We start from the raw sequence: 24030 nt of genomic DNA, 5'->3' as shown, positions 1-24030 counted from the left end.
TTTAACTCCGTTGGAGCCGAAGCGCCACTCCGCTGCCGACCGCTCAGGCGGAGGCGCAAGCGAGACAGAGGGTCACGGCCGGATCGTTGTCGAGCCGGGCGGGGGCGATTGCCTCGCCGCAACGCAGGCACCAGCCGAATTCGTCGGTGTTGAGCCTCGCAAGCGCGGCGTCGATGCGGGCGATCGCGGCGCGGCGGCGGGCCTGCTGAGCCATCGCCATCTCGCGAACCTGCATCGCGTCCATTCGCGACAGGCGGCCCACGCTCTGCTGGTCGAGCTCGACCACCTCGCGATCGGCGGCGGCATTCGCATCCTCGGCGACCAAGGCGGCCCGATCCGCCTCGAATCGTGCGCGCAACGCCGCGCGGTCGACGGCGCTCATTCGTCGTTCCGGAGCCGCAGTGCCACGTCGCTCATGAAGCGGGCGTCGTCGCCTTTGGCGAGCCATTCGGCCTCGGCGGCGATCGCGGCGAGGAGGTCGCTCAGCGGCTCGGCCTCGGCCTTGGCGTAATTGCCGAGGACGTGCTTGGTCACCTTGTCCTTGTGCCCCGGATGGCCGATCCCGATCCGCACTCGGCGGAATTCGGGGCCGATATGGGCGTCGAGCGAGCGCAGCCCGTTATGGCCCGCGGTGCCGCCGCCGGTCTTCACCTTGACCTTGAACGGGGCGAGATCGAGCTCGTCGTGGAAGGCGGTGACGTCCGCCGGGGTCAGCTTGAAGAAATCCATCGCCGCGCGCGCCGCGCGGCCGCTGTCGTTCATATAGGTGGCGGGCTTGAGCAGCAGGACGCGCTGGCCGCCGATCCGGCCGGCCTGCGCCCAGCCGGAAAAGGCCTTCTTCGGCGGCTCGAAATTGTGGACGGCGGCAATCGCGTCGACGGCCATGAAGCCGACATTGTGCCGGTGCATCGCATATTGCGTGCCGGGATTGCCGAGGCCGACCCAGATCTGCACGGGCGCGTCGCTCCCCCAGTCCGCCGCCTCGGGTGCATCCGCCGGCTGGCCGTGCAGCTCGACGCGCCGGGGCGCGAAGAGCGAGGCCAGCCAGCGGAGCACGTTCGGCCTATTCTTCCGAGGCGCCTTCTTCGGCCTCGGCGTCGCCGACGGTCGGAACCTCGTCCGCGCCGGGCTCCTCGCCTTCGGCCTCGGCCGCGGCGGCCGCCGCTTCGGCGGCTTCCGACTTGACGCCGGACGGGGCGACGATGGTGGCGATGGTAAAGTCGCGGTCGGTGATCGCCGACACCGCGCCCTCGGGCAAGGTGACGTGGCTGATATGGATCGAATCGCCGATGTCGAGGCCGGCGAGGTCGATGACGACGTCCTCCGGAATCTCGGCGGCGTCGCAGACCAGCTCGAGCTCGTGGCGGACCATGTTGAGCACGCCGCCGCGCTTCAGGCCCTTCGAGGCCTCCTCGTTGACGAAGCGGATCGGGACGCCGACGGTCACCTGCGCATGCTCGCTGATGCGCAGGAAATCGACATGGACCGGCCGGTCGGTGACGACGTTGAACTGGACGTCCTTGGGCAAAGTGCGCACGGCCGCGCCGCCGGCATCGATCATCACCACCGAGTTCATGAAGTGCCCGGTATGCAGGATCTTCATCAGCGCCTTTTCCTCGATATGGATCGAGAGGGGGGCTTCCTTGTTGCCGTAGACGACGGCGGGAACGCGGCCTTCGCGACGCAGGGCACGGGAGGCTCCCTTGCCAGCCCGTTCGCGCGTCTCGGCCGACAGCGTAAGCTGCTCGCTCATTGCTTGTCTCCAAAATGCGGGTTTCAAACGCTCCCGCTCACGCCTCCAGGGATGACCATGAGCGGGGAAGGGGCGGCCTATAGGTGACGCTGCTCCTTCGCGCAAGTCAGGGCACGTCTAGGACGCCGGCGCCTCGACATGGGGGACGCGCTCGGCGCGGATGCCGCGGCCCTGGAGCGCGTCCTGGACGCTGTTGGGGCCCCCGAGATGACCGGCGCCGACCGCCATGAACAAGGTGCCGGGCCGCGCCATCCGCCAGGCGAACAACTCGCCCCAGCGGGCGTTGCGGTGGGTGAAGAGGGCGTCGTAGAGCGTCCGGTCCTCGGCCAGGCCGTCGGTCAGCATCGCGCTCAGCCGGTCGACATTGCCGGTCGACCAGGCCTCGAGCATCGGCGCGAGCATGCGGCTGAGCTCCTCCAGATCGTCGAGCGCCGCCCGCAGCGTCCGCAGCTGATCTTCCTCGGAGAGCGTGTCGAAAATCATCAGCTGAGACTCCATTGTCTCGAGCTCGCCCTGAGTCATGTTGCGCTCGGTCGCCGCGCGGCGGAGCACCGCCTCGGGCCCGTTGGCGGCGTTGAGGTTGAGCTGGCGCGCCGCCACCTGGGCGAGGGTCAGCGAAACGAACCAGGGCTCGAACCGGTCGAGCGCGCCGGCCGGGACTCCGAGCGTGGCGAGCGCCTGGTTGAGTCGCGCATTCTGCTCGGGCGTCAGCCGCGAGGAGACGGTGCGGCCCTGCGGATCGATCGCGAGACGCATCAGCAGCGGCTGCATCAGCGCCTGTTGCGCGGCCGGGTCTTCCGGCAGCATCACCTCGACGACCAGCTCGTTCGAGGCGTCGAAGGCGGTGCGGACCTCGTCGTTGAACCAGGGCCGCCCGTCGAGCAGGTGGAAGGTGCCGAACAGATAGATGGTGGTGTCCTCGTCGCGCACCACCCAGAGCGCCGGATCGGCGTCGGGAAGGGCAGCGGCGGGCGCTTGCGCCGGGGCGGCGGCGGGCGGCTGGGCCGGCGCGGCCTCCTGGGCGAAAGCGGGCGCGGGCGCGAAGGCCAGCAGCGCCGCGAGCAGCAGCTTCTTCATGTCGAATCTCCCTGATTCGGTAAGTCCTTTAGCGGCAAGGATAAAGAATGGAAGCGCCGGGATTCAGACGCGCCACTGCTCGGCATTTCGTTCGTCCTCGAAAATCTCCTCGATGCTGATCCCGAACAGCCGCGCCAGCCGGAAGGCGAGGGGCAGCGACGGATCGTGCTTGCCGGTCTCGATCGCGTTCACCGCCTGGCGCGAGACGCCGAGCCGGCCGGCGAGTTCGGCCTGGCTCCAGTCGCGCTCGGCGCGCAGGACCTTGAGCCGGTTCTTCATGCCGCGCGCGCCGGATTCGCGTCCGCCGCCTGGCGGTAGAAGACGTAGAAGGCGCTCCCGGCCAGCGTGCCGAGCAAGCCGACGACGAGGCTGTCGACGCTCATCAGGGCCCAGAGCGGCGCGGGCGCGGCGCCGCGCGCCAGCTCGTGCAGCCAGAGATGGACGAGCATCGGCGGCCCGACGGCAGTGACTGTGACGATGACCAGGCGGGCGAAACCGCGCACCCCGGCCCGGGCCGAGCGGCCGAGCGTCATCCCGTCCTCGCTGCCGAGAGCGGCGAGGAACCAGGGCAGGATCAGCACCTGCGGCACGAACAGCAGGGTGTCGGAGAAGATGTCCGCCGGCGCCGCGGCCTCGCGGCTCAGCCCGAGCGCCTCGAACGCCGCCTGGCCGTTGCGGGTCCCGTAGTCGAGCAATGCGAAGACGGCGAGGCCGATCGCGATGCGGATGAAGTCGACCGTCCGGAAGCGGACCGAGCGGGCCAGGCTCGCCCCCTGCATCCAGAAGCGGAACGCGAGGAGCATGCCGAGCACCAGCCCGGTCACCTTGGCATAAGCGAACAGCCAGAAGATCGACGCCTCCGCGTCGGTCGGCATGACCGGGTTTGCGTCGTGCAGCCCGATCCGGATTTCCCAGACATGCTGGGCGAATTCGGGGAGCACGATCAGGGCGAAGATCGCCGGCGCCAGCCAGGCGAGCGAGACGCCGCGGCGCCAGGCGTCGACGATCTGCGCGCCCACCGAGCGCAGCCAGCGCCATACCGGGTTGCCGGCTTTCACGTCCTCGCTCATCCGCCCCTCCGTGTCAGACATACCTGACTTTGTGTATCGCACGCCTGACTATTGGTGATTCGCAAGTATGTCAAGCTAGCATGACATAAAGCTATCGCAGCTTGACGCGTCGCGGCGGACGCCGTCGCTTGACCGCCCCTCGCCCATCCGCCAAAGCGGAGCCGCATTTTCCACGTTTCGCGAAGGCGACGCATGGCCTCCACGCCGCCCAGCTTCGAGCAGCTGATCCTGACGCTCCACGATTATTGGAGCGCGCAGGGCTGCGTCATCCTCCAGCCCTACGATCTGGAGATGGGGGCGGGCACCTTCCACCCGGCGACGACGTTGCGCGCCTTGGGTCCCGACCCGTGGAACTGCGCCTTCGTCCAGCCCTGCCGCCGCCCGACCGACGGCCGCTACGGCGAGAACCCGAACCGGCTCCAGCATTATTATCAATATCAGGTGATGCTGAAGCCGAGCCCGACGGACCTGCAGGACCTCTATCTCGGCTCGCTCTCCGCGATCGGCATCGACTTCGCGAGCCACGACATCCGCTTCGTCGAGGACGATTGGGAATCGCCCACGCTCGGCGCCTGGGGGCTGGGCTGGGAGGTCTGGTGCGACGGCATGGAGGTCACCCAGTTCACCTATTTCCAGCAGATGGGCGGTTTCGATTGCAAGCCGGTCGCGGGCGAGCTCACCTACGGGCTCGAGCGGCTGGCGATGTACGTGCAGAACGTCGACAGCGTTTACGATCTCGATTTCACCGGGGCGGGCGTCAGGTACGGCGACGTCTTCCTCGAGAACGAGCGGCAGATGTCGAAATGGAATTTCGAGGTCGCCGACACCGAGACGTTGTTCGACCTGTTCCGCAAGGCCGCCGCGGAATGCGAGAATTGCCTGAACGCCGCGCTCCCCATCCCCGCCTACGAACAGGCGATCAAGGCGAGCCACGTCTTCAACCTTTTGAACGCCCGCGGCGTCATCTCGGTCGCCGAGCGCCAGGCCTATATCGGCCGCGTCCGCGATTTGGCGAAGGGCGCCTGCGCCGCCTGGATGGACAAGAACGGGTGGGCGGCGTGAGCGTCCCTTCAGATCCTCCCCGGGACGGGGAGGGGGACCGCCGGCCGCAGGCCGGTGGTGGAGGGGGCAGCCCGACCTTGCGACGACCGACGGTCTATGCCGCGCGAAGGCTCCGGCGCACGATGAGTCTGCCCGAAGCGCTGCTTTGGCAACGCCTGCGCGGCGCGCCCGAAGGCATTTCCTTTCGAAAACAGCACCCCATCGATCCCTATGTCGCGGACTTCTATTGCAGCACGGCCAAATTGGTCATTGAGGTAGACGGGACCGCGCATGATCGAGGCGACGGGCCGCGACGGGACCATGCGCGCGACGCCTTTCTGGCTGAGCGCGGATATCGCGTGCTGAGAATTATGGCGGAAGATGTGTTGAAGGACCCAGAAAGCGTCGCTGCCTCGATCGTCTCATGTGCGGCGAACCCCCTCCCCCAGCCTGCGGATGGTCCCCCTCCCCGTCCAGGGGAGGATCGGTAATGGCTGATTTCCTCCTCGAATTGCTCTCCGAGGAGATCCCGGCGCGCATGCAGGATAAGGCGCGGGCCGATCTCGCGCGGCTGTTCGCCGAGCAGCTCGCCGCCGCCGGGCTGAAGGCAGAAGCGATCGAGACCTTCGCCACGCCGCGCCGCCTCGCCCTGATCGCGCGCGGCTTGCCCGAGGAGACCGCGGCGGTGAGCGAGGAGCTGAAAGGCCCACGCACCTCCGCCCCCCCGCAGGCGCTGGAGGGCTTCTTGCGCAAGACCGGCCTGACGCAGGACCAGCTCGCCGAGCGCGACGGCGTCTGGTTCGCCCAGATCGACAAGCCCGGCCGCGCCACCGCCTCGGTGCTGGCCGAGGCCATCCCCGCCATCGTCCGCACCTTCCCCTGGCCCAAATCGATGCGCTGGGGCGCGGCCTCCGTCTCGACCGAGTCCCTGCGCTGGGTCCGTCCTCTCCACGGCATCGTCGCGCTACTGGGCGAGGAGATCGTCGACTGCGAAGTGGCGGGGGTGAAGTCCGGCGCCGCCACCGTCGGCCACCGCTTCCACCATCCCGGCGTCATCACGATCGGCGGCGCCCACGATTATGCCGAAAAGCTCCGCGCCTGCCACGTCCTCATCGACGCCGACGAGCGCAAGGCGATCATCCGCGACGGCGCCCGCGCCGCCGCCGAGGCCGCCGGCCTCCGCCTGATCGCGGACGAGCCGCTGGTCGCGGAGAATGCCGGCCTCACCGAATGGCCAATGCCCCTGCTCGGCCGCTTCGACCCCGTTTTCCTCGACGTCCCACCCGAAATCATCCAGCTCACCGCCCGGCTGAACCAGAAATATTTCGTCTGCATTCCTCCCCGGGACGGGGAGGGAGACCGCTCGCCGGAGGCGAATGGTGGAGGGGGCCCGGCGCTCGCACCCAATTTTGTATGCATCGCCAATCTCGACGCGGCGGACGGCGGCGCCCGCATCGTCGAGGGCAATCGCAAAGTCCTCGCCGCCCGCCTGGCCGACGCCCGCTTCTTCTGGGAGCAGGACCTCAAGGTGCCGCTCGAAGATCAGGCGGCGAAGCTCGGCCAGATCGTCTTCCACGAAAAGCTCGGCACCGTCGCCGACAAGGTCGAGCGGGTCGCGAAGCTCGCGAGATGGCTGGTTGAGGAGGGGATCGTCGCCCCGGCGAAGGCCGGGGCCTCAGGCCGCGAAGATGCCGAGGCCAATCCCGCCGAGATCCCGGCCTCCGCCGGGATGACGTTGGCGGACATGGCCGAGCGCGCCGCCCGCCTCTGCAAGGCGGATCTCGACACCGGCCTGGTCGGCGAGTTCCCCGAGCTGCAGGGCGTGATCGGCGGCCACCTCGCCCGCGCCCAAAGCGAGCCCGCCGAAATCGCCGACGCCATCCGCGACCATTACAAGCCGGTCGGCCAGGGCGACGAAGTGCCCACCTCGCCGGTCACGGTGGCCGTCGGCCTGGCGGATAAGCTGGATACGCTGTTCGGCTTTTTCAAAGAAGGACTGGTGCCGACGGGGTCAAAGGATCCTTTCGCACTCAGACGCGCCGCGGTCGCGCTTCTGCAAATCGTTGTTGCAAATCGGCTTCGGTTCGGTCTCAGTCCTGTCATTCTCGCGGCAGGCTACAGATATTATCGGCAAACTTATTCCCGAGAGACGCGGTCGATTTTTATCGATGTCTTCTCAGGTTTGAGAACGGCTGCGGGTCGGGATCCGACGAGTGCCGAGTTACGAGCGATGCTCGACACCCGGATGAGACAATCGGCCTCCGGGGATGTGCTTGAGCCGCACGCCGACGCGCTCAACTCTCTCCTTTCCTTCTTCGCCGACCGCCTCAAGGTTCAGCAGCGCGAGGCGGGGGTCCGGCACGATCTGATCGACGCGGTGTTCGCGCTCGGCGGGGAGGACGATCTCGTCCGCCTGCTCGCGCGGGTGAAGGCGTTGCAGGCCTTCGTCGAGACGGCCGAGGGCGCCGATCTCCTCGCCGGCTACAAGCGCGCGGCCAATATCCTGAAGAAGGAGGGGTGGCCGTCCCCCGTCGCCCCGGCGAAGGCCGGGGCCTCGGGACAAGAAGGCCCAGCGGCTAGCCCCCCTGAGGTCCCGGCCTCCGCCGGGATGACGACAAGGGAACAAGGCAGGAACAAACCCCTTTCCTACACGCCTGAAAAGGCGGAAGAGGCCCTGATCGCCGCGCTCGATTCGGCCGAGCCCGCCGCCCGCGCCGCGGTCGAGGCCGAGGACTTCGAAGCGGCGATGCGCGCGCTCGCGAGCCTGCGCGCGCCGGTGGATGCGTTTTTCGACAAGGTGACTGTGAATGACCCCGATGAAACCAAGCGCGCCGCCCGCCTCGACCTATTGGCCACGATGCGCGACGCGGTCCACCGCGTGGCGGATTTCTCCAGGATCGAGGGCTGATCGGATCGTTCGATCTTTTTCTCCTTATGGGAAGCGGGACCTTCCGGACCTTTCGAACCTTCCGGCGGGAAGGGCCGCCCAATGACTCGCCACGTTTATCGCTTCGGCGGCGGCGTTTCCGACGGCGAGGCGGGCAACAAGAATCTGCTCGGCGGCAAGGGCGCGAATCTTGCCGAGATGGCGTCGATCGGCCTGCCGGTCCCGCCCGGCTTCACCATCGCCACCACCGCCTGCGCGCTCTACCAGGAACAGAGCGAGGGCTATCGCGCGGCGCTGTCCGATCAGGTCGCGCAAGGGATCGCCCATATCGAGGCGGTGACCGGCCGCCGCTTCGGCGACGCCGCCAATCCGCTGCTGGTCTCGGTCCGCTCCGGCGCGCGGGTGTCGATGCCGGGGATGATGGACACCGTCCTCAATCTCGGGCTCAACGAAGAGACGGTGCGCGGCCTCGCAACCGGCTCCGGCGATCCGCGCTTCGCCTGGGACAGCTACCGCCGCTTCATTCAGATGTACGGCGACGTCGTCCTTGGCGTCGATCACGGCCTGTTCGAGGAAGCGCTCGAGATCGCCAAGGAGGACAAGGGCGTCCATCTCGACACCGATCTTGGCGCGGCGGACTGGGAGAAGCTCGCCGGCCGCTACAAGGAGATCGTCGAGGAGGAATTGGGCCGGCCCTTCCCGGGCGACCCGCACGACCAGCTCTGGGGCGCGATCGGCGCCGTCTTCGGCTCGTGGAACGCCGAGCGCGCCAAGACCTACCGCCGCCTCCACGCCATTCCCGGCGACTGGGGCACGGCGGTCAACGTCCAGGCGATGGTGTTCGGCAATATGGGCGAGGACAGCGCCACCGGCGTCGCCTTCACCCGCGATCCCTCGACCGGCGAGCGCGCCTATTACGGCGAATATCTGATCAACGCCCAGGGCGAGGACGTCGTCGCCGGCATCCGCACCCCGCAATATCTGACCAGGGCCGCGCGCGAGAAAGCCGGGGCGAAGGCGGCCTCGATGGAGGAGGCGCTGCCCGAGGTCTATGGCGAGCTCGCCAAGGTGTTCGACCGGCTCGAGCGCCACTATCGCGAGATGCAGGACATCGAGTTCACCGTCGAGCGCGGCACCTTGTGGATGCTGCAGACCCGTACCGGCAAGCGCACCGCCAGGGCGGCGCTCAAGATCGCGGTGGACATGGCGGAGGAAGGGCTGATCAAGGAGGAGGAGGCGGTCTGCCGGGTCGATCCGCAGGCGCTCGACCAATTGCTCCACCCGACCCTCGATCCGCAAGCGCACCGCGAGGTGATCGCCAAGGGCCTCCCGGCGTCGCCCGGCGCCGCCTGCGGCAAGGCGGTGTTCGACGCCGACACCGCCGAGAAATGGAGGGCTGACGGCGAGGCGGTGATCCTCGTCCGGGTCGAGACCTCGCCCGAGGACATTCACGGCATGCACGCGGCCGAGGGCATCCTCACCGCGCGCGGCGGGATGACCAGCCACGCCGCCGTCGTCGCCCGCGGCATGGGGCGCCCCTGCATCTCGGGCGCCGGCGCAATCGCGATCGATTACAAGAACAAGCTGATGCGCGTCGGCGGGCGCGAGGTGAGGGAAGGCGAGGTGATCACCCTCGACGGCAGCACCGGCGAGGTGATGCTGGGCGAGGTGCCGACCGTCCAGCCCGAATTGAGCGGCGATTTCGGAACGCTGATGATATGGGCGGACGCGAAGCGCCGCCTCAAGGTCCGCGCCAATGCCGAGACTCCGAACGACTGCCGCGCCGCGCGCGAGTTTGGCGCCGAGGGGATCGGCCTCTGCCGCACCGAGCATATGTTCTTCGACGCCGAGCGGATCGCCAACGTCCGCCAGATGATCCTCGCCTCGGACGAGGCGGGCCGCCGCATCGCGCTCGACAAATTGCTCCCCGCCCAGCGCGGCGATTTCATTGAGATTTTCCGGATCATGGCGGGCCTGCCGGTCACCATCCGCCTGCTCGATCCGCCGCTGCACGAATTCCTGCCCCATGCCGAGGAGGAGTTCGCCGAGGTCGCCCGCGCCTCGGGCCTCGACGTCGAGACCCTGCGCCGCCGCGCCGCCGAGCTGTCGGAATCGAACCCGATGCTCGGCCATCGCGGCTGCCGGCTCGGTATCACCTATCCCGAAATCTACGAGATGCAGGCCCGCGCGATCTTCGAGGCCGCGCTCGAGGTGGCGGGGGAAGGCGAGGCGCCCCTGCCCGAGGTGATGGTCCCGCTCATTGCCACCCGCAAGGAACTCGCCATCATCCGCGCGCTGATCGAGCGCACCGCCGAGACGGTGTTCGCCGAACGGGGCGCGCGCATCGACTACCTGATCGGGACGATGATCGAGTTGCCCCGCGCCTGCCTCGCCGCCGGCGAGATCGCGCAGGACGCCGATTTCTTCAGCTTCGGCACCAACGATCTCACCCAGACCGCCTTGGGGGTCAGCCGCGACGACGCCGGCCGTTTTTTAGGCGCCTATGTCGAGCAGGGCATCTTCGCCCGCGACCCCTTCGTCAGCCTCGACGCCGAAGGCGTCGGCGAGCTGATCTCGATCGCGGCGGAACGGGGAAGGGCGGCGCGCGACGGCCTCAAGCTCGGCATTTGCGGCGAGCATGGCGGCGATCCCGCCAGCGTCGCTTTCTGCGAGAAGGTCGGCCTCGATTACGTCAGCGCTTCGCCCTATCGCGTTCCTATCGCGAGGCTGGCGGCGGCCCAGGCGGCGCTGCGGAAAGCCTAGAGCGGCCCCGGCCGGTCGCGGTCGTCGTGCCGCGCCTCGTCCCGGGCGGCGGCGTGGCGGAGCGAGTCCATCTCGGCGGCGTCCTTGCGGAGCTGCGCGTTCTCGGCCTCGAGTTCGCGCACGCGCTCATTCTCCTCGCGCCAGCGGCGCTTCCACTTGGGGCTGGCGAGGAAGGCCATGCCGAGGATCAGGCCGAGCACGAAGGCGAGCAGCAGCACCAGCCATTGATCGAGCGAGAAAGCTTCCATGGGGGACCTCCTGCGGCTCAATCGCACGTGGCGCGCGATTGTTCCGCAGGCGGTTCAGCCCGAGAGCAGCGCGTCGTTGATCGAGCAGGCCGCCGGGCCGAGGATGACGATGAACAGCACCGGCAGGATGAACAGGATCAGCGGCACGGTCATGATCGCCGGCAGCCGCGCCGCTTTCTCCTCGGCGCGCATCATCCGCTCGTTGCGGAACTCGGCCGAAAGGACGCGCAGCGCGCTGGCGAGCGGGGTGCCGTATTTCTCGGTCTGGATCATCGTCGTGACGACGCCGCGCACCGCGTCGAGATCGATCCGCTTGGCCAGGTTCTCGAACGCCAGCCGGCGATCGGTGAGGAAGCCCAGCTCGATCGCGGTCAGCGCGAACTCGTCGCCGAGCTCCGGATAAGCCTTGCCCAGCTCCTTGGCGACGCGGCCGAAGGCGGCGTCGACGGTGAGGCCGGCCTCGGCGCAGATCACGAGCAGGTCGAGCGCGTCGGGCAGGCCCTTGCGGACTGCCGAGGTGCGCTTGTCGATCTTGTTCTTGAGCCACAAATCGGGCGCCTTGTAGGCGAGCAGCAGCGTGCCGGCGACGAGGCCGTATTTCTTGAACGCGCCCCAATCGGGAAAATAATCGACCACATAGACCATCACCACCGCGAAGGTGCCGAACACGACCGGCATGACGAAGCGCGCGAAGATGACGACGAAGGCGAGATCCTTGGAGCGGATGCCCGCCTGCATCAGCTTCCCCTGCGCCTTCTGCACCTGGGAATCCTGGAGCATCTGCAGCGAGGAGAGCAGGCCGCGCACCTTGTCGGCCATTTCGTTGCGGTTGGAGATGGTCTTCTTTCGCCGCTTCGAGGTCGAGGCGACGATGCCGGCTTTCAGTTGCTCGCGCCGCTCGTTCAGCGCCTTGACCCGTTTGGCCATGGGGTCGCGCACCGTCGTCGCCGCGTAGATCGCGACGAGCACGGCGAAGGTCGCCACCGCGGAAAGCGCGGTCGCCACCATCGTGACGTCGATACCCATCAAGGTCGGCCCGGTCGACATTGGCTGCTGGCCTTCCCTCTTAGATCTCGAAATTGATCATCTTGGACATGATGAAGGCGCCGATCGACATCCACACCAGGCCGACACCGCCCGCGATCATCAGCCGCGGATCGACGAAGAAATTTTGCATATACTGGCCGTTGATGAACCAGATCAGCCCGAAGACGATGAAGGGCAGGGCGCCGATGATATAGGCCGACGCCTTGGATTCGGACGACATCGCCCGGATCTTGAGCTTCATCGCGGCGCGCTTCCTGAGCACCTCGGCGAGGTTCGACAGGGTTTCGGCGAGGTTGCCGCCGGTCTCGCGCTGGATCTGCAGCGAGATCACGAAGAACTGGAATTCGGCCGTGCCGAGCCGGTCCGCGGTCTCCTGCAGGGCCGCCTCCATCGTCCGCCCGATCTTCATCTTGTCGGAGACGTTACGGAACTCGAGGCCGACCGGATCGGGGATTTCGGTCGAGACGATGCCCATCGTCTCCGAGACTGGCAGACCCGAACGCAGGCCGCGCACCATCAGCTCGCTCGCATCCGGAAAGCGGGCGGTGAAGGTGTTGACGCGGCGCTTGATCAGCTGGCCGACGATGAAATGGGGCAGGCCGATGCCGGCCAGCGCGCCGAGCGCTAGGCCGAGGCCGATCGGCAGGCCGCGCAAGATCAGGACGGCGGCGACGGCGCCGGCGAGCCCGACCGAGGCGATGCCATATTGGCCGAGCGTCCAGCTCTTGCCGGTCTGCTCCAGCCGGCGGCGGAACAGGGCCGGATTGGGAATGAAGCGCTGGGCGAGGCCCTCCATCCGGTTCTGGCGCTGGGCGTAGATGCGGCGAAGCTGCGCCTGGGCGACCGCCTCGGTCGACCGGCTGTGCCGCTCGCGCACGCTCTCCAGCCGCCGCGCCTGGGCCTTCGCGAGAGAAGGCCCGGCGAAAGCGGCCATGACGAGCAGCAGCGTGGTGATGAGCCCCGCCGCCATCAGCATCAAAGCAAAACCGGACATCTATCCTCCTCGCCTGGCGGCGACGTGTTGCCGTCAGGCGGCCTGCGCCGAAGCCTCCTTGGGCTTCTTGGCGACCAGCGATTTGAAATTGCCGAGCCTGCCGAGCAGCGAGCCGCTGCCGCTCTTGCCGGTCGCGGCTGCTTCCTCCTCGGGCCCCTGCTCCAGCGTCTGCGTGAGCAGCTGGTTGAGCGGCTGCGAGATTTTCGTCGACTTGGTCGCCTTGGCGAGCGGCTGGCCGAGCTTGGCCGCCTGGGTCGCCGCCTTGGCGTCGAACGGAAGGACCACATCCACCTTACGCTCGATCGAATGCTCGAAGTCCTTGCGCGTCACCTCCTGCCCGGCGGGCAGGCATTTGTTGGCGACGACGATCACCTTGGCCTGCGGCGCGTTCGCCTTCAGCCAGGAGAGAACCCGGATCGCGTCGCGGGTCGCGGCGAGGGTGAACTCGACGACCACGATCACGACCTGGACGTCGCCCGCGAGGTGCGGGAACTGGACCAGCATGTGGCGGGGCAGATCGATCACGGCGCCTTCGAAGGCGTGACGGATTTCTTCCTGCAGCTGGAAATAAGCGGAGCCGTCGCTCAGCATCGGCTGGTTGATCGGCGCCTCGGCGGAGAGCACGCAGAGCTTGTCGTTGGCGCGCACCATCGCGCGCTCGATGAACAGCCCGTCGATGCGGCTCGGATTCTCGATCGCGTCGGTGAGGCCGCGGCCCGGCTCGAGATCGAGCCCGAGCGCGCCCGTGCCGAAATGGACGTCGAGGTCGAGCAAAGCGGTGGAACGCCCGGCCTTGTCGCCCATCAGCCAGGCCAAGGACGAGGCGATGGTCGAGGCGCCGACGCCGCCGCGCACGCCGATCACGGCGGCCGCCACGTTCGGCTTGTCACTGCCGCCCTCGTTCATGCGCGGACCGGAGATGGTCAGCTGCGCATTGGCGAAGGCGTCGCGGAGCTGGTCGGGCGAGAAGGGCTTCAGGAGATAGTCCTGGATGCCGCTGGCGACGAGGTCGCGATAGAGACGGACGTCGTTGACCTGGCCGGCGGCGATCACCACCGTGCCCGGCTCGCAGACTTCGGCCAGCGCGTTGATGTCGCTGAGCGGATCGCCGCTTTCGGAGAGGTCGACGAACAGGATGCAGGGGCTGGCCGAGACCGAGAGGGTCTGGACGGCGTTACGGAGCCCGCCCTTGTTCACCTTCTCCGGCGACCAGCCATGCTCGACCGCGATCGGGCGCAGCATGTCGGCCGTCGCTTCGTCGCAGACGAAAGCCGTGAAGGGATCGCGGAGCCCGGCTGCGCGGCTCCCATGGAAAGGCGCGTTCATTACTGGTTGCTCCCCCCGGTAGTGGTCGGCGCCGACAGGCCGCGCTGGCCAGACGGCTGAGCTTCGCGGTAGACACGGATGGCGCGCGACGCGGTGCTGCTGGCGCCGTTGCCCGAATTGACCTGGCCGCGAACGAGATCGTTGGGATTGGCGACCATCGACGCGAGGTTCGAGTTGGTGGAGCAGCCGAAATTGGTTGACGTGCCCTGCGGCGGGGTGATGCCGTTGCCGGCCGCGGCCCAATCGGGGCAGCTCGGCACGCTGGCGGTGGCGCGGCTGGCGATGACGCGGACCGAGCCCGCCCCGACCTCGCCGGCGGTGACCGGCGCGCCAGGCTCGAGCTGCAGGCCATATTCGCCGACCGCGCGGGCGATGTCGGCGCGCGCGCCGCCGGCGCCATAGCCCTCGTCGACCGAGATGCGGTCGCCGTAGCGAAGACCGATCGAATCGAACCAGCCGTGCAGTCGCTCGATCTCGCCCGGCGAGACGCCGCCTCGGTCGGACCTCAGGTCGAGCACGAAGTCGGTGCGCTCCACGACGGGCTGGTGCACCGAATAGACGCTCGGATTGTTGACAGCGCTGAGTGGGCCGCTGTTCGACGACGCGCAGGCGCTGGCCCCGAGGCCGAGGACGGCGGCGGTCGCGAAGCTCTTGATGCGAGACATGGTCTTTTCGTCCTTTCGCTCTCGGGCGCTCATCAGAAGTCGAAGCCGGGCTGGGCGCTGGCCGACTGGGGCGGGCGGGCGGCCGCGTTCTCGGCCCGCTGGGCCGGGGCGGGCGCGTTCGGCACCGGCGCGTTGTTCGCGGCGCCCGCGCCGTCGATGCCCGGCGCCACGGTGCGCGGCGGGGCTGCGGTCGGGACCGGACGCCGCTCGCCGCTGACGCTGTTATGCTCCTGGCCGAGCAGGATCCGCTGGCCGTCATTGGCCGAACGGAAGCCGTCGGTCGGCAGCGCGATCTGGTTGGCCGAAACCGGGTTCACCAGATAGGGCGTGACGATGATCACCAGCTCGGTCTCCGCGCGGCGGAACCGGGTCGAGCGGAACAGCGCGCCGATGATCGGCAAGCTGCCGAGCCCGGGTGCGCGGTCGATCGTGTTGGTGTTGGCGTTGCGCAACAGGCCGCCGATCATGAAGCTCTGGCCGGAGCCGAGCTCCACCGTCGTCTCGGCGCGCCGCGTGGTCAGCGCCGGCACGTCGAAGCCGTTGAAGCGGATGCTCCCCTCGGTCGACAGCTCGGACACTTCCGGGCGAACGCGCATCGAGATGCGGCCGTCCTCGAGCACGGTCGGCGTGAAGGCCAGGCCGACGCCGTAGGATTTGTACTCGATCGTCACCGTGCCCAGCGACTGGGAGATCGGCACCGGGAACTCGCCGCCGGCGAGGAAGCTCGCCGTCTCGCCGGACAGGGCGGTCAGCGTCGGCTCGGCCAAGGTCGTCACCATGCCGTTATTCTCGGCGAGGTCGAGCGCCGAGGCGACGTCGAGGCCGAACAGCCGGCCGGCCGCCTCGAGCGTCCAGCTGCCCGTGGCGATCCGCTGGAAAGCGTTGATCGGGAGCTGGGTGGCTGCGTCCGTGGCCGTCCCCCGCGTGCCGCGGAAGACCCCGAAATTGAAGCCACCGGTCGTATCCTGGGAGATCAGGTTCATGCCGACCTCGCGGACGAAGGAGCGGCTCACCTCGGCGATGCGGACCTGCAGCATGACCTGCTGCGGCGTCGCGGTGCGCAGGCGGCTCACCACCTGCGTGTCGGCGCCGACGAAGGCCTGGACGAGGCGCTCGGCCTCGGCCGCGTCGTTCGGCTGGGCGACGGTGCCGGTCAGCAGCACCATGCCGTTCAAAGGCGTCGCCTGAATGTCGGCCTCGGGCATCGCCATGTCGAGCAGCTGATCGACCGAACCCAGATTCTGGCCCACCCGGACATTGGCCGAATAGACCACCCGGCCGGAGCGGTCGGTCGCGTAGACCGAGGTATTCCCTGCCGCGCGGCCGAAGATGTAGATCTGGTTGGGCGAGCGCACCTGGACGTCGGCGATCGCGTCGTTGGCGACGAAGAGGTCGCTCATCGTACCGTTGAGGCGGACCATGCGCCCCGTGCCGACGGACAGGGTCACGTCGTTGGTCGGAGCCACCGCGCCGGCCGGCTGGGCCGCCGTCTGGCTCGGCGCCAGGGCCAGGCCCGCCGCCAGCGCCGCCGCCAGGGCGGTGCCGAGCGCCGTGCGCTTGATCGAATTGAACTTTTTCATCTTAGCGTGCTCCCACCGGAACGAGCGTCACGTTGTTGCCGCGGGCGACGCGGACGACCGGACCCGCAGGTCTGCCGTCAACACCAACCGCACCAGAGGCACCACCCGAAGCCGGCGCAGCATTATTATTGTCGTCACGCGCCCGACCGGGCACGCTGCCGCGCTGGAAACGGGAGACATCGGCGCCCACCGTGTACGTAGAAGGTCCGTCGCTCGGACGATTGGCGACGGCGAGCAGCATGCGGCGCTCGGCGCGCGGATCGTCGCTTTGCGGGACCTGGACCTCGCCGGAAGCGATGGCGCGCTCCAGCTCGGCATTGTTGTCCGCCAACGACCGGAGCGACAGCGAGAGCTGGCCGATCGTCTGGGCGACCGCGATCCTCTCCGCGATGCGGGGCGTGGCTTCAAAGGTCACGGTCGAGACCGTCTGGGCGACCTGGTTGCCCTCTTCGTCGCGCGCGTTGAGGCGCTGGTCGACGGCGAGGACGCGGATGTTACGAAGGATCGTCTCGGAGACCCGGAGCGGGGCCCCGTCGCCGCCGCCCTCGACCTCCTGGGTCAGGACCATATCGACCCGGTCGCCCGGGAAGACGAAGCCGGCGACGCCGCTGGTCGCGGAGACGGGAACGGTGACGGCGCGCATGCCGGGCCCGAGCGCCGCCGCCAGGAAGCCGCGCTCGCCGGGACGCACGAGGGAGCCTTGGGTAACGGGCTGGCCGGCGGTGATCTCGGAGCGCACGACGGTGCCGATCAGGCTGGACGGATCGGTCTCGCCCTCGGCGCCGCGGATATAATAAGCGTCCTGAACGAGGCCCTCGGGCCAGGGCTGGTAGCGGAAGGCTTCGGCGTCGACGATCGTGCCGACGGGGAGGGTGCGGGTCGCAACCAGCACCTGCGGGCCCTCGGGCACGACCGGTCCGGCCTGCGCCTGCGGCGCGCCCGCGCCGGTGAACATGTTCTTCGCCATGACGGCGGTGACGGCCGCGATGATGAGCGCGCCTACCAGCAGCGCGATTTTCTTGACGTCCATGGCGTTTGTCGCCTCCCCCGAATGGGACCCGAGTGAAATTTCAGGGCCCAGTCATCAGCCAAATTGGTAAAGAAACCGTTCGCTAATCAGCCACAATCCGCCGAACGAGATCGCCACGCCGTACGGAATTTCGAGCCGTGCCTCGCTGCGGGCGAGCCGCTTGCGGAGCAGCATGGCGAGCGTGAGCGCGCCGCCGGCGAGCGACATGATGACGAGCAGGGCAAGAACCGCCGGCCAGGGCAGCCACAGGGCGATCGCGCCGAGCAGCTTGACGTCGCCCCCGCCCATGCCACCCAGCGCGAAGACGCCGGCGAAGGCGGCGAAGACGAGCAGGGCGACACCGACCTGCAGCGCGACATCGGGCCAGAGCGCCAGCCCGCTCGCCCACCAGAAGGGGATGGCGAGCAGCGCGACGGCGAGGTTGAGGCCGTTGGAGATGGTGCGCGTCCGAAGGTCGCCCCACGAAGCGACGACCAGCAGCAGCGCCAGAAAGGCGAGCAAGATCCAGGAGAGCTCCGTCCACATGGCGCAATCCTCTAGACGGCGAGGCTTTCCAAACCGTAACCGTGACGGCGATGGACACGGGCACGCGCAACTGGCGATCGCACCCGGCCGAGGCGCTGTTCTCGACCTGGGCCGCGCCGGACGGCTGGGCGCTGCGCCGGATGGACTGGCGCCAGGGCGAAGGGCGCGCGGCGCGCGGCAGCCTGCTTTTCGTGGGCGGGCGGGGCGACTTCATCGAGAAATATCTCGAAGCCTATGGCGATTGGCATGAGGCCGGCTGGAACGTCACCAGCTTCGACTGGCGGGGACAGGGCCTGTCGCAAGGCGGCAAGGCGGGCCGGGCGATCGGCTTCGAGGAGCTGGCGGCCGATCTCGCGGGGCTGATCGAGGCGTGGCGCGCCGACGGTCCGGGGCCGCACGTCGCAGTCGCTCATTCGATGGGCGCCCACCTGCTGCTTCGCGCCTTGGTCGACAAGCGCCCGGCGCTCGACGCGGCGGTGCTCGTCGCGCCGATGCTGGAGGTCAATTCCTATCCGATGCCGGCCTGGCTGGCGCCCCAGATCGCCGACTTCATGTGCCAGCTGGGCTGGGAGAAGGAGCGGGTGTGGAAGCCGCCCGTGGGCGGCTCGCCCTGGGGCTCGGCCCGGCAGCGCAACCTCACCGACTGCCGCGAGCGCTACGAGGACGAGCTGCATTGGTGGACAGCGCAGCCGGGCTTCGACATCGGCTCGCCGAGCTGGGGCTGGCTGCGCGAGGCGTTCCGCTCGTCGGCCGCCTCCTTCACGGCGGAGAAGCTCGCCAATGTGACGCTGCCGATGCTGATCGTCGCCACCGAGCGCGACCGGCTGGTCAGCTCTGAAGCGATCCGCCGCGTCGCGCGCCAACTTCCCGATGCGTGGGTCGAGTGGATCAACGACGCGGCGCACGAGATTTTGCGCGAGAGCGATCCGATCCGCCGCGACGCGCTCGACCGGATCGACGCCTTTCTCGCCGGGCTGGAGCATTGAGCCGCGCCTATGACGTGGCGGTGGTCGGCGCGGGGATCGCCGGCGCCAGCCTCGCCGCCGAGGTGGCGGGCGAGGCAAAAGTGGTGCTGATCGAGGCGGAGGCGCAGCCCGGCTATCACAGCACGGGGCGCTCCGCCGCCTTCTGGTCGGAGACCTATGGCGGGCCGCAGATCCAGCCGCTGACCAGCGCCTCGGGCCGCTTCCTCGCCGCGCCGCCCGCCGATTTCGCCGACCGGCCGCTGATGACGCAGCGCGGGGCGCTCCACCTCGCTGACGCCGAGGGGGAGGGCGTTCTCGACGCGCTGCTCGACGAATTCGCCGGCTCGCCGGTCCCGCTGGAACGGCTCGGACGCAGGGAGATCGAGCGGCGAATTCCGGGGCTCAGGCCGGGCCGGGACGCGGCTTTGTTCGAGCCGAGCTGCGCCGACATCGACGTGGGCGCCCTTCACGCGGCCTATCTCAAGCGCGCGCGCGCGCGCGGGGCGGCGCTGGTCACCGACGCGCGGGTGACGGGTGCGCGGCATGACGGGGGCTGGCGGATCGAGACGAGCGGCGGGACCTTCGCGGCGGACATTCTCGTCAACGCAAGCGGCGCTTGGGCGGACGAGGTGGCCGCCTTGGCGGGCATCGCGCCGATCGGCATCACGCCCTATCGGCGGACGATCGCGCAGCTCCGGGTCGCGCCGCCGCCGCCCGCCAATCTGCCGCTGGTGATCGACGCTCGCGAGCGTTTCTATTTCAAGCCGGAGGCGGGCGGACGACTCTGGCTGAGCCCGCACGACGAGAGCCCGTGCGCGCCTTCGGATTGCGCGGCCGAGGAGATCGACGTCGCCACCGCGATCGACCGGCTCGAGCAGGCGGTCGACTGGCGGGTGGAGCGGGTCGAGCGCGCCTGGGCGGGCCTGCGCAGCTTCGCCCCCGACCGGCTGCCGGTCTACGGCTTCGACCCCGGCCGGCCGGCCTTCTTCTGGTGTGCCGGCCAGGGCGGCTTCGGCATCCAGACCGCGCCCGCCGCGGCCAGGCTCGCGGCCGCCTTGCTGTTCGGCCGGGCGCCGGACGAGACGGTCGCCCATATCGACCCGGCGCCTTACTCCGCCGCGCGCTTCAGCTGAGCTTCGGCGGCGGCGCAGGCGAGGCGGTCGGCGCGCTCGTTCTCCGGGTGGCCGGCATGGCCCCTGACCCAATGCCATTCGATCCGATGCGGCGCGCAGGCCTCGACCAGCTCCTGCCAGAGCTCGGCATTCTTGACCGGTTTCCTATCCGCCGTCCGCCAGCCGTTCCGCCGCCAGCCGTGGATCCATTTGGTGATGCCGTCGCGGACGTAGAGGCTGTCGGTGTAGAGCTGGACGCGGCAGGGGCGGGTGAGTGCCTCCAGGGCGCGGATCGCGGCGAGCAGCTCCATGCGGTTGTTGGTGGTGAGCGGCTCGCCGCCGGACAGCTCCCGCTCCTTCGCTCCGGAGCGGATCACGACGCCCCAGCCGCCGGGGCCGGGATTGCCCTTGCAGGCGCCGTCGGTGAAGATCTCGACCTCGGTCAGATCGCTCATGCGACGAGGGCGCGGGGGAGCTTGAAGACCATATTCTCCTCGACGCCCTCGACCGGCTCCTCGCTGACCTCGAAGCGCTCGGCCAGCCGCTCGACGACCTCGCGGACCAGCACCTCGGGGGCCGAGGCGCCGGCGGTGATGCCGAGGGTGCGGACGCCCCCGAGCCAGCGAAAATCGACGTCGTGGCCGCGCGCGACCAGCATCGCGCGGGCGCCGGCCCGCTCGGCGACCTCGACCAGGCGAAGCGAATTGGAGCTGTTCGAGGCGCCGATCACCAACATTGCGTCGCAGCGCCCCGCGATCGCCTTGACCGCCGCCTGCCGGTTCGAGGTGGCGTAGCAAATATCCTCGCTGCGCGGGACCTGGATCAGCGGGAAGCGGCGCCTCAGGATCGCGACGATCTCCGCCGTGTCGTCGACCGAGAGCGTGGTCTGGGTGAGGAAGGCGAGTTGCGTCGGATCGGCGGGCTCGATGGCTTCCGCATCCTCGGCGGTTTCGATCAGGGTCATCCGCCCCTCGGGCACCTGGCCGAAGGTGCCGACCACCTCGGGATGGCCTTCGTGGCCGATGAAAAGAATATGCCGGCCTTGCTCGATCAGCCGCTCGGCCTGGCGGTGGACCTTGGAGACGAGCGGGCAGGTCGCGTCGAGATAGTTGAGGCCGCGTTCCTCGGCCCGCGCGGGCACGATTTTGGGCACGCCGTGGGCGGAGAAGACCACCGGTACCCCGTCCGGCACCTCGTCCAGCTCGCGCACGAACACCGCGCCCTGCGCCTTCAGCTCCTCGACGACGAACTTGTTGTGGACGATCTCGTGGCGGACATAGACCGGCGCGCCATAGCGCTCGAGCGCGAGCTCGACGATCCGAATCGCGCGGTCGACGCCGGCGCAGAAGCCGCGCGGCGCGGCGATCAGCAGGGTGAGGGGAGGCTTGTCGGTCATTCGTGGTTCACTTGGGGGCCGCTCTACCGAATTGCCAGTTTGCACGATAGTCCTGGGACGCTAGGGAAGCGTCACGACACATATTGGGGATCCCGCTTTGCGCCTGTTCACTTCCAGGGCGGCCGTTGCCGCTTTCGCCACTCTCGGCCTGATCGGCTGCGCCCGCGAGGGCGACATCTACCAGGCGGGCATCCTGACCAGCTACACCGCCTGCCCCCCGGTCGCGATTCCCGCGCCGGCCGGCGACGTCACCCTGTTCAACCCGGCGACCAGCCGCGACGCGAGCGCGATCGACGTGGTCGCGCAGATCACCAATCTGCGCGGCACCTGCAACGAGGCGGGCGAATATATCGTCACCACCGCGACCTTCGAGGTGCACGCCCAGCGCCGCGACGCGAGCGGCGCGCGCGAGGTCGTGCTGCCCTATTTCGCGACCGTCGTTCATTCCGGCACCAGCATCGTCGCCAAGCGCGTCAGCCGCGTCGCGGTGCGCTTCGAGGACGGCCAGCATCGCGCCAGCGCCTCGGCCGCCGCGACCTCGCAGGTGCTGCGCTCGGCGGCGACTTTGCCCGAGGACATCCGCCGCGAGATCACTCGCCAGCGCCGCCCCGGCGATCCCGCCGCCGCGGTCGACCCGCTCTCCGATCCCGCCGTCCCCGCCGCGGTAGACCGGGCGCGGTTCGAGCTTTTGATCGGCTTCGAGCTCACCGAGGATCAGCTCCGCTACAACGCCACGCGCTGATTTCCGCATTCTCGTCTGCCGCAGCGGGTGCGTCGGGACGCAGAACCTTTGCGTCTTAGCGTCTTTGCGTGAGTCCTTCTGAATTGGTTCACGCGAAGACGCAAAGACGCGAAGGCACCGAGGCCTGCGTCGCTGGCGGTGCGGTCGCGCGGATGCGGGGACCGGCATTGGCTCAAACCTGAACGGATGTTTCATAAGTTTCAGCTTCCCAGGGCGAAAAAATCTCTTCGTCCCGGAGGCCGCCCTCGAAGCCGAAAAAGCGGTCACGGCGGGCGGAGGCGAGGCGGACTGCCTCGAGGCGCTCTTCCTCGTCTTCCTGGTCGCACGCGGCGAGCGCGGCCTCTTCCGCTTTGGTGAGCGAGCGGCGATAATCCTCGTCGCCCGGAACGCCATCCTCAACGCCGTCGAAGCCGGCTGGCGGCGGGAAGCTGGTCAGCCAGCCGCCATCCTCCTCCCAGACTTGCTCGCCAATGATGTCATTGGCGTCGTCTCCTTCGTCCTCTTCGTCCTCTTCGCTCTCTTCGGCATATTCGGCCAGCCGCTCGTCTCGTTCGCGCTCCCATTCGGAGCGAAGGTCCGGGGTTGGCGTGCCATGCTCGATCGATTCGACCAGCGCCTCCCAATTTTCGGTGGCGGCGTGGACACGGCCAAGCTCGGGGACGAGATGTTCGGTCTTCCCGAGCAGGTAGATGAGCAGGCGATTGTCGTAGACCACCTCCTCGCTCTTCAGTTCGCCATGATAATAATGACGCTTCACCGTGCCTTCGATCGCCCGCTCGAAAGCGATCGAGCGGATTCGCCGGGCGCCGAAGCGGGCGGCCGCTTCGCAGGCGAGATCGAAGCTGCGCGCATCGGCGCGGCGGCGGACGCGGTTCACCGCCTGCTCGGAAACGCCGATCCGCGCCGCCGCCTCGCGCGCCACCCCGCAATCGGCCAGCGCCTCGACATATTCGCGCTGCTTCTGCGGCGTCAGGCCGTCCTGCCGATAGCGCAGTGGGACCGGATCGAAGTCTCGAACGCCAGCGCCCGAAGGCACAATGTTGAGGGAAGAGGCGGACTCATCGGCCGGCGCCTCGGGGACGAGTCGGTTCTGGTTCTGTTCCATCCGACAGGGTAAGACACAAAGCGGGGGCTGTAGGAAAGTGTTTCTTGCGCGTGATCGTTCAATCGGTACGTCCGCGTTCGACCCATTGCGGTCGCGCTCTTCTGCCAGGTTCAAGCCGGCGCGTGTGGCCGCGAGATGTCCCTGCCGCAGGCCAGGCGCGCTCAGCCACTTGGGTTATCATCTTGAGCAACTGGAATGGTGAAGCAGAACCGCGCGCCGCTGCTACTGCTTGCCAACCATATGAGCCCTTGATGCTGCTCGACAATCGTACGGCATATGGACAAGCCGATTCCGAGCCCGTCCGGCTTGTTGCTCTTGAAGGGGGAGAAAAGGTGCTCGTGGGCTTCAGCGGGCACACCGGGTCCATTATCGGCTACGCAGACTGTTGCCATGTTGCCGACCCTGCGCGCTTCGAGAACGATTTTCCCATCGGACCTGCCTTCGATAGCCTCGCAGGCATTCCTAATGAGATTAAGCAGCACCTGTTCTACCTGCATCTTGTCGGCAAAAATCCGGTCGGCATGGGCTTCGATCTGATATTCCAGTGGAGGCGATCTCGGCAGCAAATGCACAAGGTCCTCGACAAGACGGGTCAGCGACGTGGCCTTTCCTTCGACAAGCTTTCGCTGCACCATGTGCCTCACGCTCTTTAGCGTGTCGCTTGCGCGGGCGATGGCGGCTTCAGCCGCTTGTAAAGCCGCGTG

25 protein-coding genes are annotated in these 24030 nt (G+C 68.4%); 7 read left to right on the top strand and 18 right to left on the bottom strand.

All coding sequences use genetic code 11. The annotated features are described in order from the left end of the window. Positions 1-43: 43 nt before the first annotated feature. From ACT4N8_RS01780 to ACT4N8_RS01755, 6 genes are all read right to left on the bottom strand, one after another. Complete coding sequence (locus tag ACT4N8_RS01780; protein ID WP_444856422.1) at positions 44-382, bottom strand: TraR/DksA family transcriptional regulator; 339 nt, start codon at positions 380-382, stop codon at positions 44-46. Next, entirely contained in the window at positions 379-954 is a 576-nt protein-coding gene (pth, locus tag ACT4N8_RS01775; protein ID WP_444856441.1) for an aminoacyl-tRNA hydrolase, read from the bottom strand. The genes ACT4N8_RS01780 and pth overlap by 4 nt, the downstream gene beginning before the upstream one ends. Positions 955-1063: 109 nt before the next feature. Continuing rightward, positions 1064-1753 (bottom strand): 50S ribosomal protein L25/general stress protein Ctc, encoded by a 690-nt coding sequence (locus ACT4N8_RS01770; protein ID WP_444856421.1) that lies wholly within the window; start codon positions 1751-1753, stop codon positions 1064-1066. Between the two features lie 117 nt (positions 1754-1870). Further along, complete coding sequence (locus ACT4N8_RS01765; protein ID WP_444856420.1) at positions 1871-2830, bottom strand: TraB/GumN family protein; 960 nt, start codon at positions 2828-2830, stop codon at positions 1871-1873. 63 nt (positions 2831-2893) lie between these two features. Continuing rightward, positions 2894-3109 (bottom strand): helix-turn-helix transcriptional regulator, encoded by a 216-nt coding sequence (locus tag ACT4N8_RS01760; RefSeq protein ID WP_444856419.1) that lies wholly within the window; start codon positions 3107-3109, stop codon positions 2894-2896. Then, complete coding sequence (locus ACT4N8_RS01755; RefSeq protein ID WP_444856418.1) at positions 3106-3900, bottom strand: hypothetical protein; 795 nt, start codon at positions 3898-3900, stop codon at positions 3106-3108. The genes ACT4N8_RS01760 and ACT4N8_RS01755 overlap by 4 nt, the downstream gene beginning before the upstream one ends. Positions 3901-4092: 192 nt before the next feature. Between ACT4N8_RS01755 and ACT4N8_RS01750 the strand changes: the two genes are divergently transcribed. The 4 genes from ACT4N8_RS01750 to ppdK all read left to right on the top strand — a co-directional run bounded on the left by ACT4N8_RS01750 (position 4093) and on the right by ppdK (position 10591). Beyond that, positions 4093-4962, top strand: coding sequence for a glycine--tRNA ligase subunit alpha (locus ACT4N8_RS01750; protein ID WP_444856417.1), 870 nt, complete (start codon positions 4093-4095; stop codon positions 4960-4962). Between the two features lie 77 nt (positions 4963-5039). Continuing rightward, positions 5040-5432, top strand: a complete 393-nt coding sequence (locus tag ACT4N8_RS01745; RefSeq protein ID WP_444856416.1) for an endonuclease domain-containing protein — start codon at positions 5040-5042, stop codon at positions 5430-5432. Continuing rightward, positions 5432-7849 carry a glycine--tRNA ligase subunit beta gene (glyS, locus tag ACT4N8_RS01740; protein WP_444856415.1) on the top strand — a complete coding sequence of 806 codons (2418 nt, stop codon included), beginning with the start codon at positions 5432-5434 and terminating at the stop codon, positions 7847-7849. The genes ACT4N8_RS01745 and glyS overlap by 1 nt, the downstream gene beginning before the upstream one ends. An 81-nt stretch (positions 7850-7930) precedes the next feature. Then, positions 7931-10591 (top strand): pyruvate, phosphate dikinase, encoded by a 2661-nt coding sequence (gene ppdK, locus ACT4N8_RS01735; protein ID WP_444856414.1) that lies wholly within the window; start codon positions 7931-7933, stop codon positions 10589-10591. On the opposite strand, the gene ACT4N8_RS01730 is transcribed toward ppdK, so the two are convergent. Genes ACT4N8_RS01730 through ACT4N8_RS01695 form a run of 8 tightly spaced genes read right to left on the bottom strand, consistent with a single transcriptional unit; the run spans position 10588 to position 18006 of the window. Then, entirely contained in the window at positions 10588-10839 is a 252-nt protein-coding gene (locus tag ACT4N8_RS01730) for a lipopolysaccharide assembly protein LapA domain-containing protein (protein WP_444856413.1), read from the bottom strand. The two genes, ppdK and ACT4N8_RS01730, sit on opposite strands and share 4 nt — an antisense overlap. A gap of 54 nt (positions 10840-10893) precedes the next feature. Beyond that, complete coding sequence (locus tag ACT4N8_RS01725) at positions 10894-11886, bottom strand: type II secretion system F family protein (RefSeq protein ID WP_444856412.1); 993 nt, start codon at positions 11884-11886, stop codon at positions 10894-10896. 19 nt (positions 11887-11905) lie between these two features. Further along, positions 11906-12880 carry a type II secretion system F family protein gene (locus ACT4N8_RS01720; protein WP_444856411.1) on the bottom strand — a complete coding sequence of 325 codons (975 nt, stop codon included), beginning with the start codon at positions 12878-12880 and terminating at the stop codon, positions 11906-11908. A 33-nt stretch (positions 12881-12913) separates the two neighbouring features. Then, a complete protein-coding gene (locus ACT4N8_RS01715) occupies positions 12914-14206 on the bottom strand; it encodes a pilus assembly protein CpaE (RefSeq protein ID WP_444856410.1) in 1293 nt (430 codons plus the stop codon). After that, on the bottom strand, positions 14206-14871 hold the full coding sequence (locus ACT4N8_RS01710) for a CpaD family pilus assembly protein (RefSeq protein WP_444856409.1): 666 nt from the start codon (positions 14869-14871) through the stop codon (positions 14206-14208). Before ACT4N8_RS01710 ends, ACT4N8_RS01715 begins: the two co-directional genes overlap by 1 nt. 32 nt (positions 14872-14903) lie before the next feature. Then, positions 14904-16451, bottom strand: a complete 1548-nt coding sequence (locus ACT4N8_RS01705) for a type II and III secretion system protein family protein (protein ID WP_444856408.1) — start codon at positions 16449-16451, stop codon at positions 14904-14906. A 1-nt stretch (position 16452) separates the two neighbouring features. Next, positions 16453-17481, bottom strand: coding sequence for a Flp pilus assembly protein CpaB (gene cpaB, locus ACT4N8_RS01700; protein ID WP_444856407.1), 1029 nt, complete (start codon positions 17479-17481; stop codon positions 16453-16455). 54 nt (positions 17482-17535) lie between these two features. After that, positions 17536-18006 carry an A24 family peptidase gene (locus tag ACT4N8_RS01695; protein ID WP_444856406.1) on the bottom strand — a complete coding sequence of 157 codons (471 nt, stop codon included), beginning with the start codon at positions 18004-18006 and terminating at the stop codon, positions 17536-17538. A 50-nt stretch (positions 18007-18056) separates the two neighbouring features. Here ACT4N8_RS01695 and ACT4N8_RS01690 point away from each other — a divergent pair, with 50 nt between their 5' ends. Both ACT4N8_RS01690 and ACT4N8_RS01685 read left to right on the top strand, forming a co-directional pair. Further along, positions 18057-18992, top strand: coding sequence for an alpha/beta fold hydrolase (locus ACT4N8_RS01690; protein ID WP_444856405.1), 936 nt, complete (start codon positions 18057-18059; stop codon positions 18990-18992). Beyond that, positions 18989-20104, top strand: coding sequence for an NAD(P)/FAD-dependent oxidoreductase (locus tag ACT4N8_RS01685; protein ID WP_444856404.1), 1116 nt, complete (start codon positions 18989-18991; stop codon positions 20102-20104). The genes ACT4N8_RS01690 and ACT4N8_RS01685 overlap by 4 nt, the downstream gene beginning before the upstream one ends. Here the strand turns inward: ACT4N8_RS01685 and rnhA are convergent. Further along, on the bottom strand, positions 20080-20538 hold the full coding sequence (rnhA, locus tag ACT4N8_RS01680; protein ID WP_444856403.1) for a ribonuclease HI: 459 nt from the start codon (positions 20536-20538) through the stop codon (positions 20080-20082). The two genes, ACT4N8_RS01685 and rnhA, sit on opposite strands and share 25 nt — an antisense overlap. Continuing rightward, complete coding sequence (gene ispH, locus ACT4N8_RS01675) at positions 20535-21479, bottom strand: 4-hydroxy-3-methylbut-2-enyl diphosphate reductase (RefSeq protein ID WP_444856402.1); 945 nt, start codon at positions 21477-21479, stop codon at positions 20535-20537. The genes rnhA and ispH overlap by 4 nt, the downstream gene beginning before the upstream one ends. Positions 21480-21576: 97 nt before the next feature. Between ispH and ACT4N8_RS01670 the strand changes: the two genes are divergently transcribed. Beyond that, positions 21577-22221 (top strand): hypothetical protein, encoded by a 645-nt coding sequence (locus ACT4N8_RS01670; protein ID WP_444856401.1) that lies wholly within the window; start codon positions 21577-21579, stop codon positions 22219-22221. Positions 22222-22393: 172 nt separating this feature from the next. Here ACT4N8_RS01670 and ACT4N8_RS01665 read toward each other — a convergent pair whose 3' ends face one another. Next, positions 22394-23326: a hypothetical protein gene (locus tag ACT4N8_RS01665; RefSeq protein WP_444856400.1), complete on the bottom strand. Its 933-nt coding sequence runs from the start codon at positions 23324-23326 to the stop codon at positions 22394-22396. A 161-nt stretch (positions 23327-23487) separates the two neighbouring features. Further along, the coding region (locus ACT4N8_RS01660) for a sensor histidine kinase (protein WP_444856399.1) at positions 23488-24030 on the bottom strand (543 nt) is incomplete at its 5' end.

Origin of the sequence: Sphingosinicella sp. (genome assembly GCF_052387495.1) — a bacterium.
Taxonomy (GTDB): domain Bacteria; phylum Pseudomonadota; class Alphaproteobacteria; order Sphingomonadales; family Sphingomonadaceae; genus Allosphingosinicella.
The sequence above is the reverse complement of the archived record's forward strand: the minus strand, read 5'-3'. Positions and strand labels throughout refer to the sequence as shown.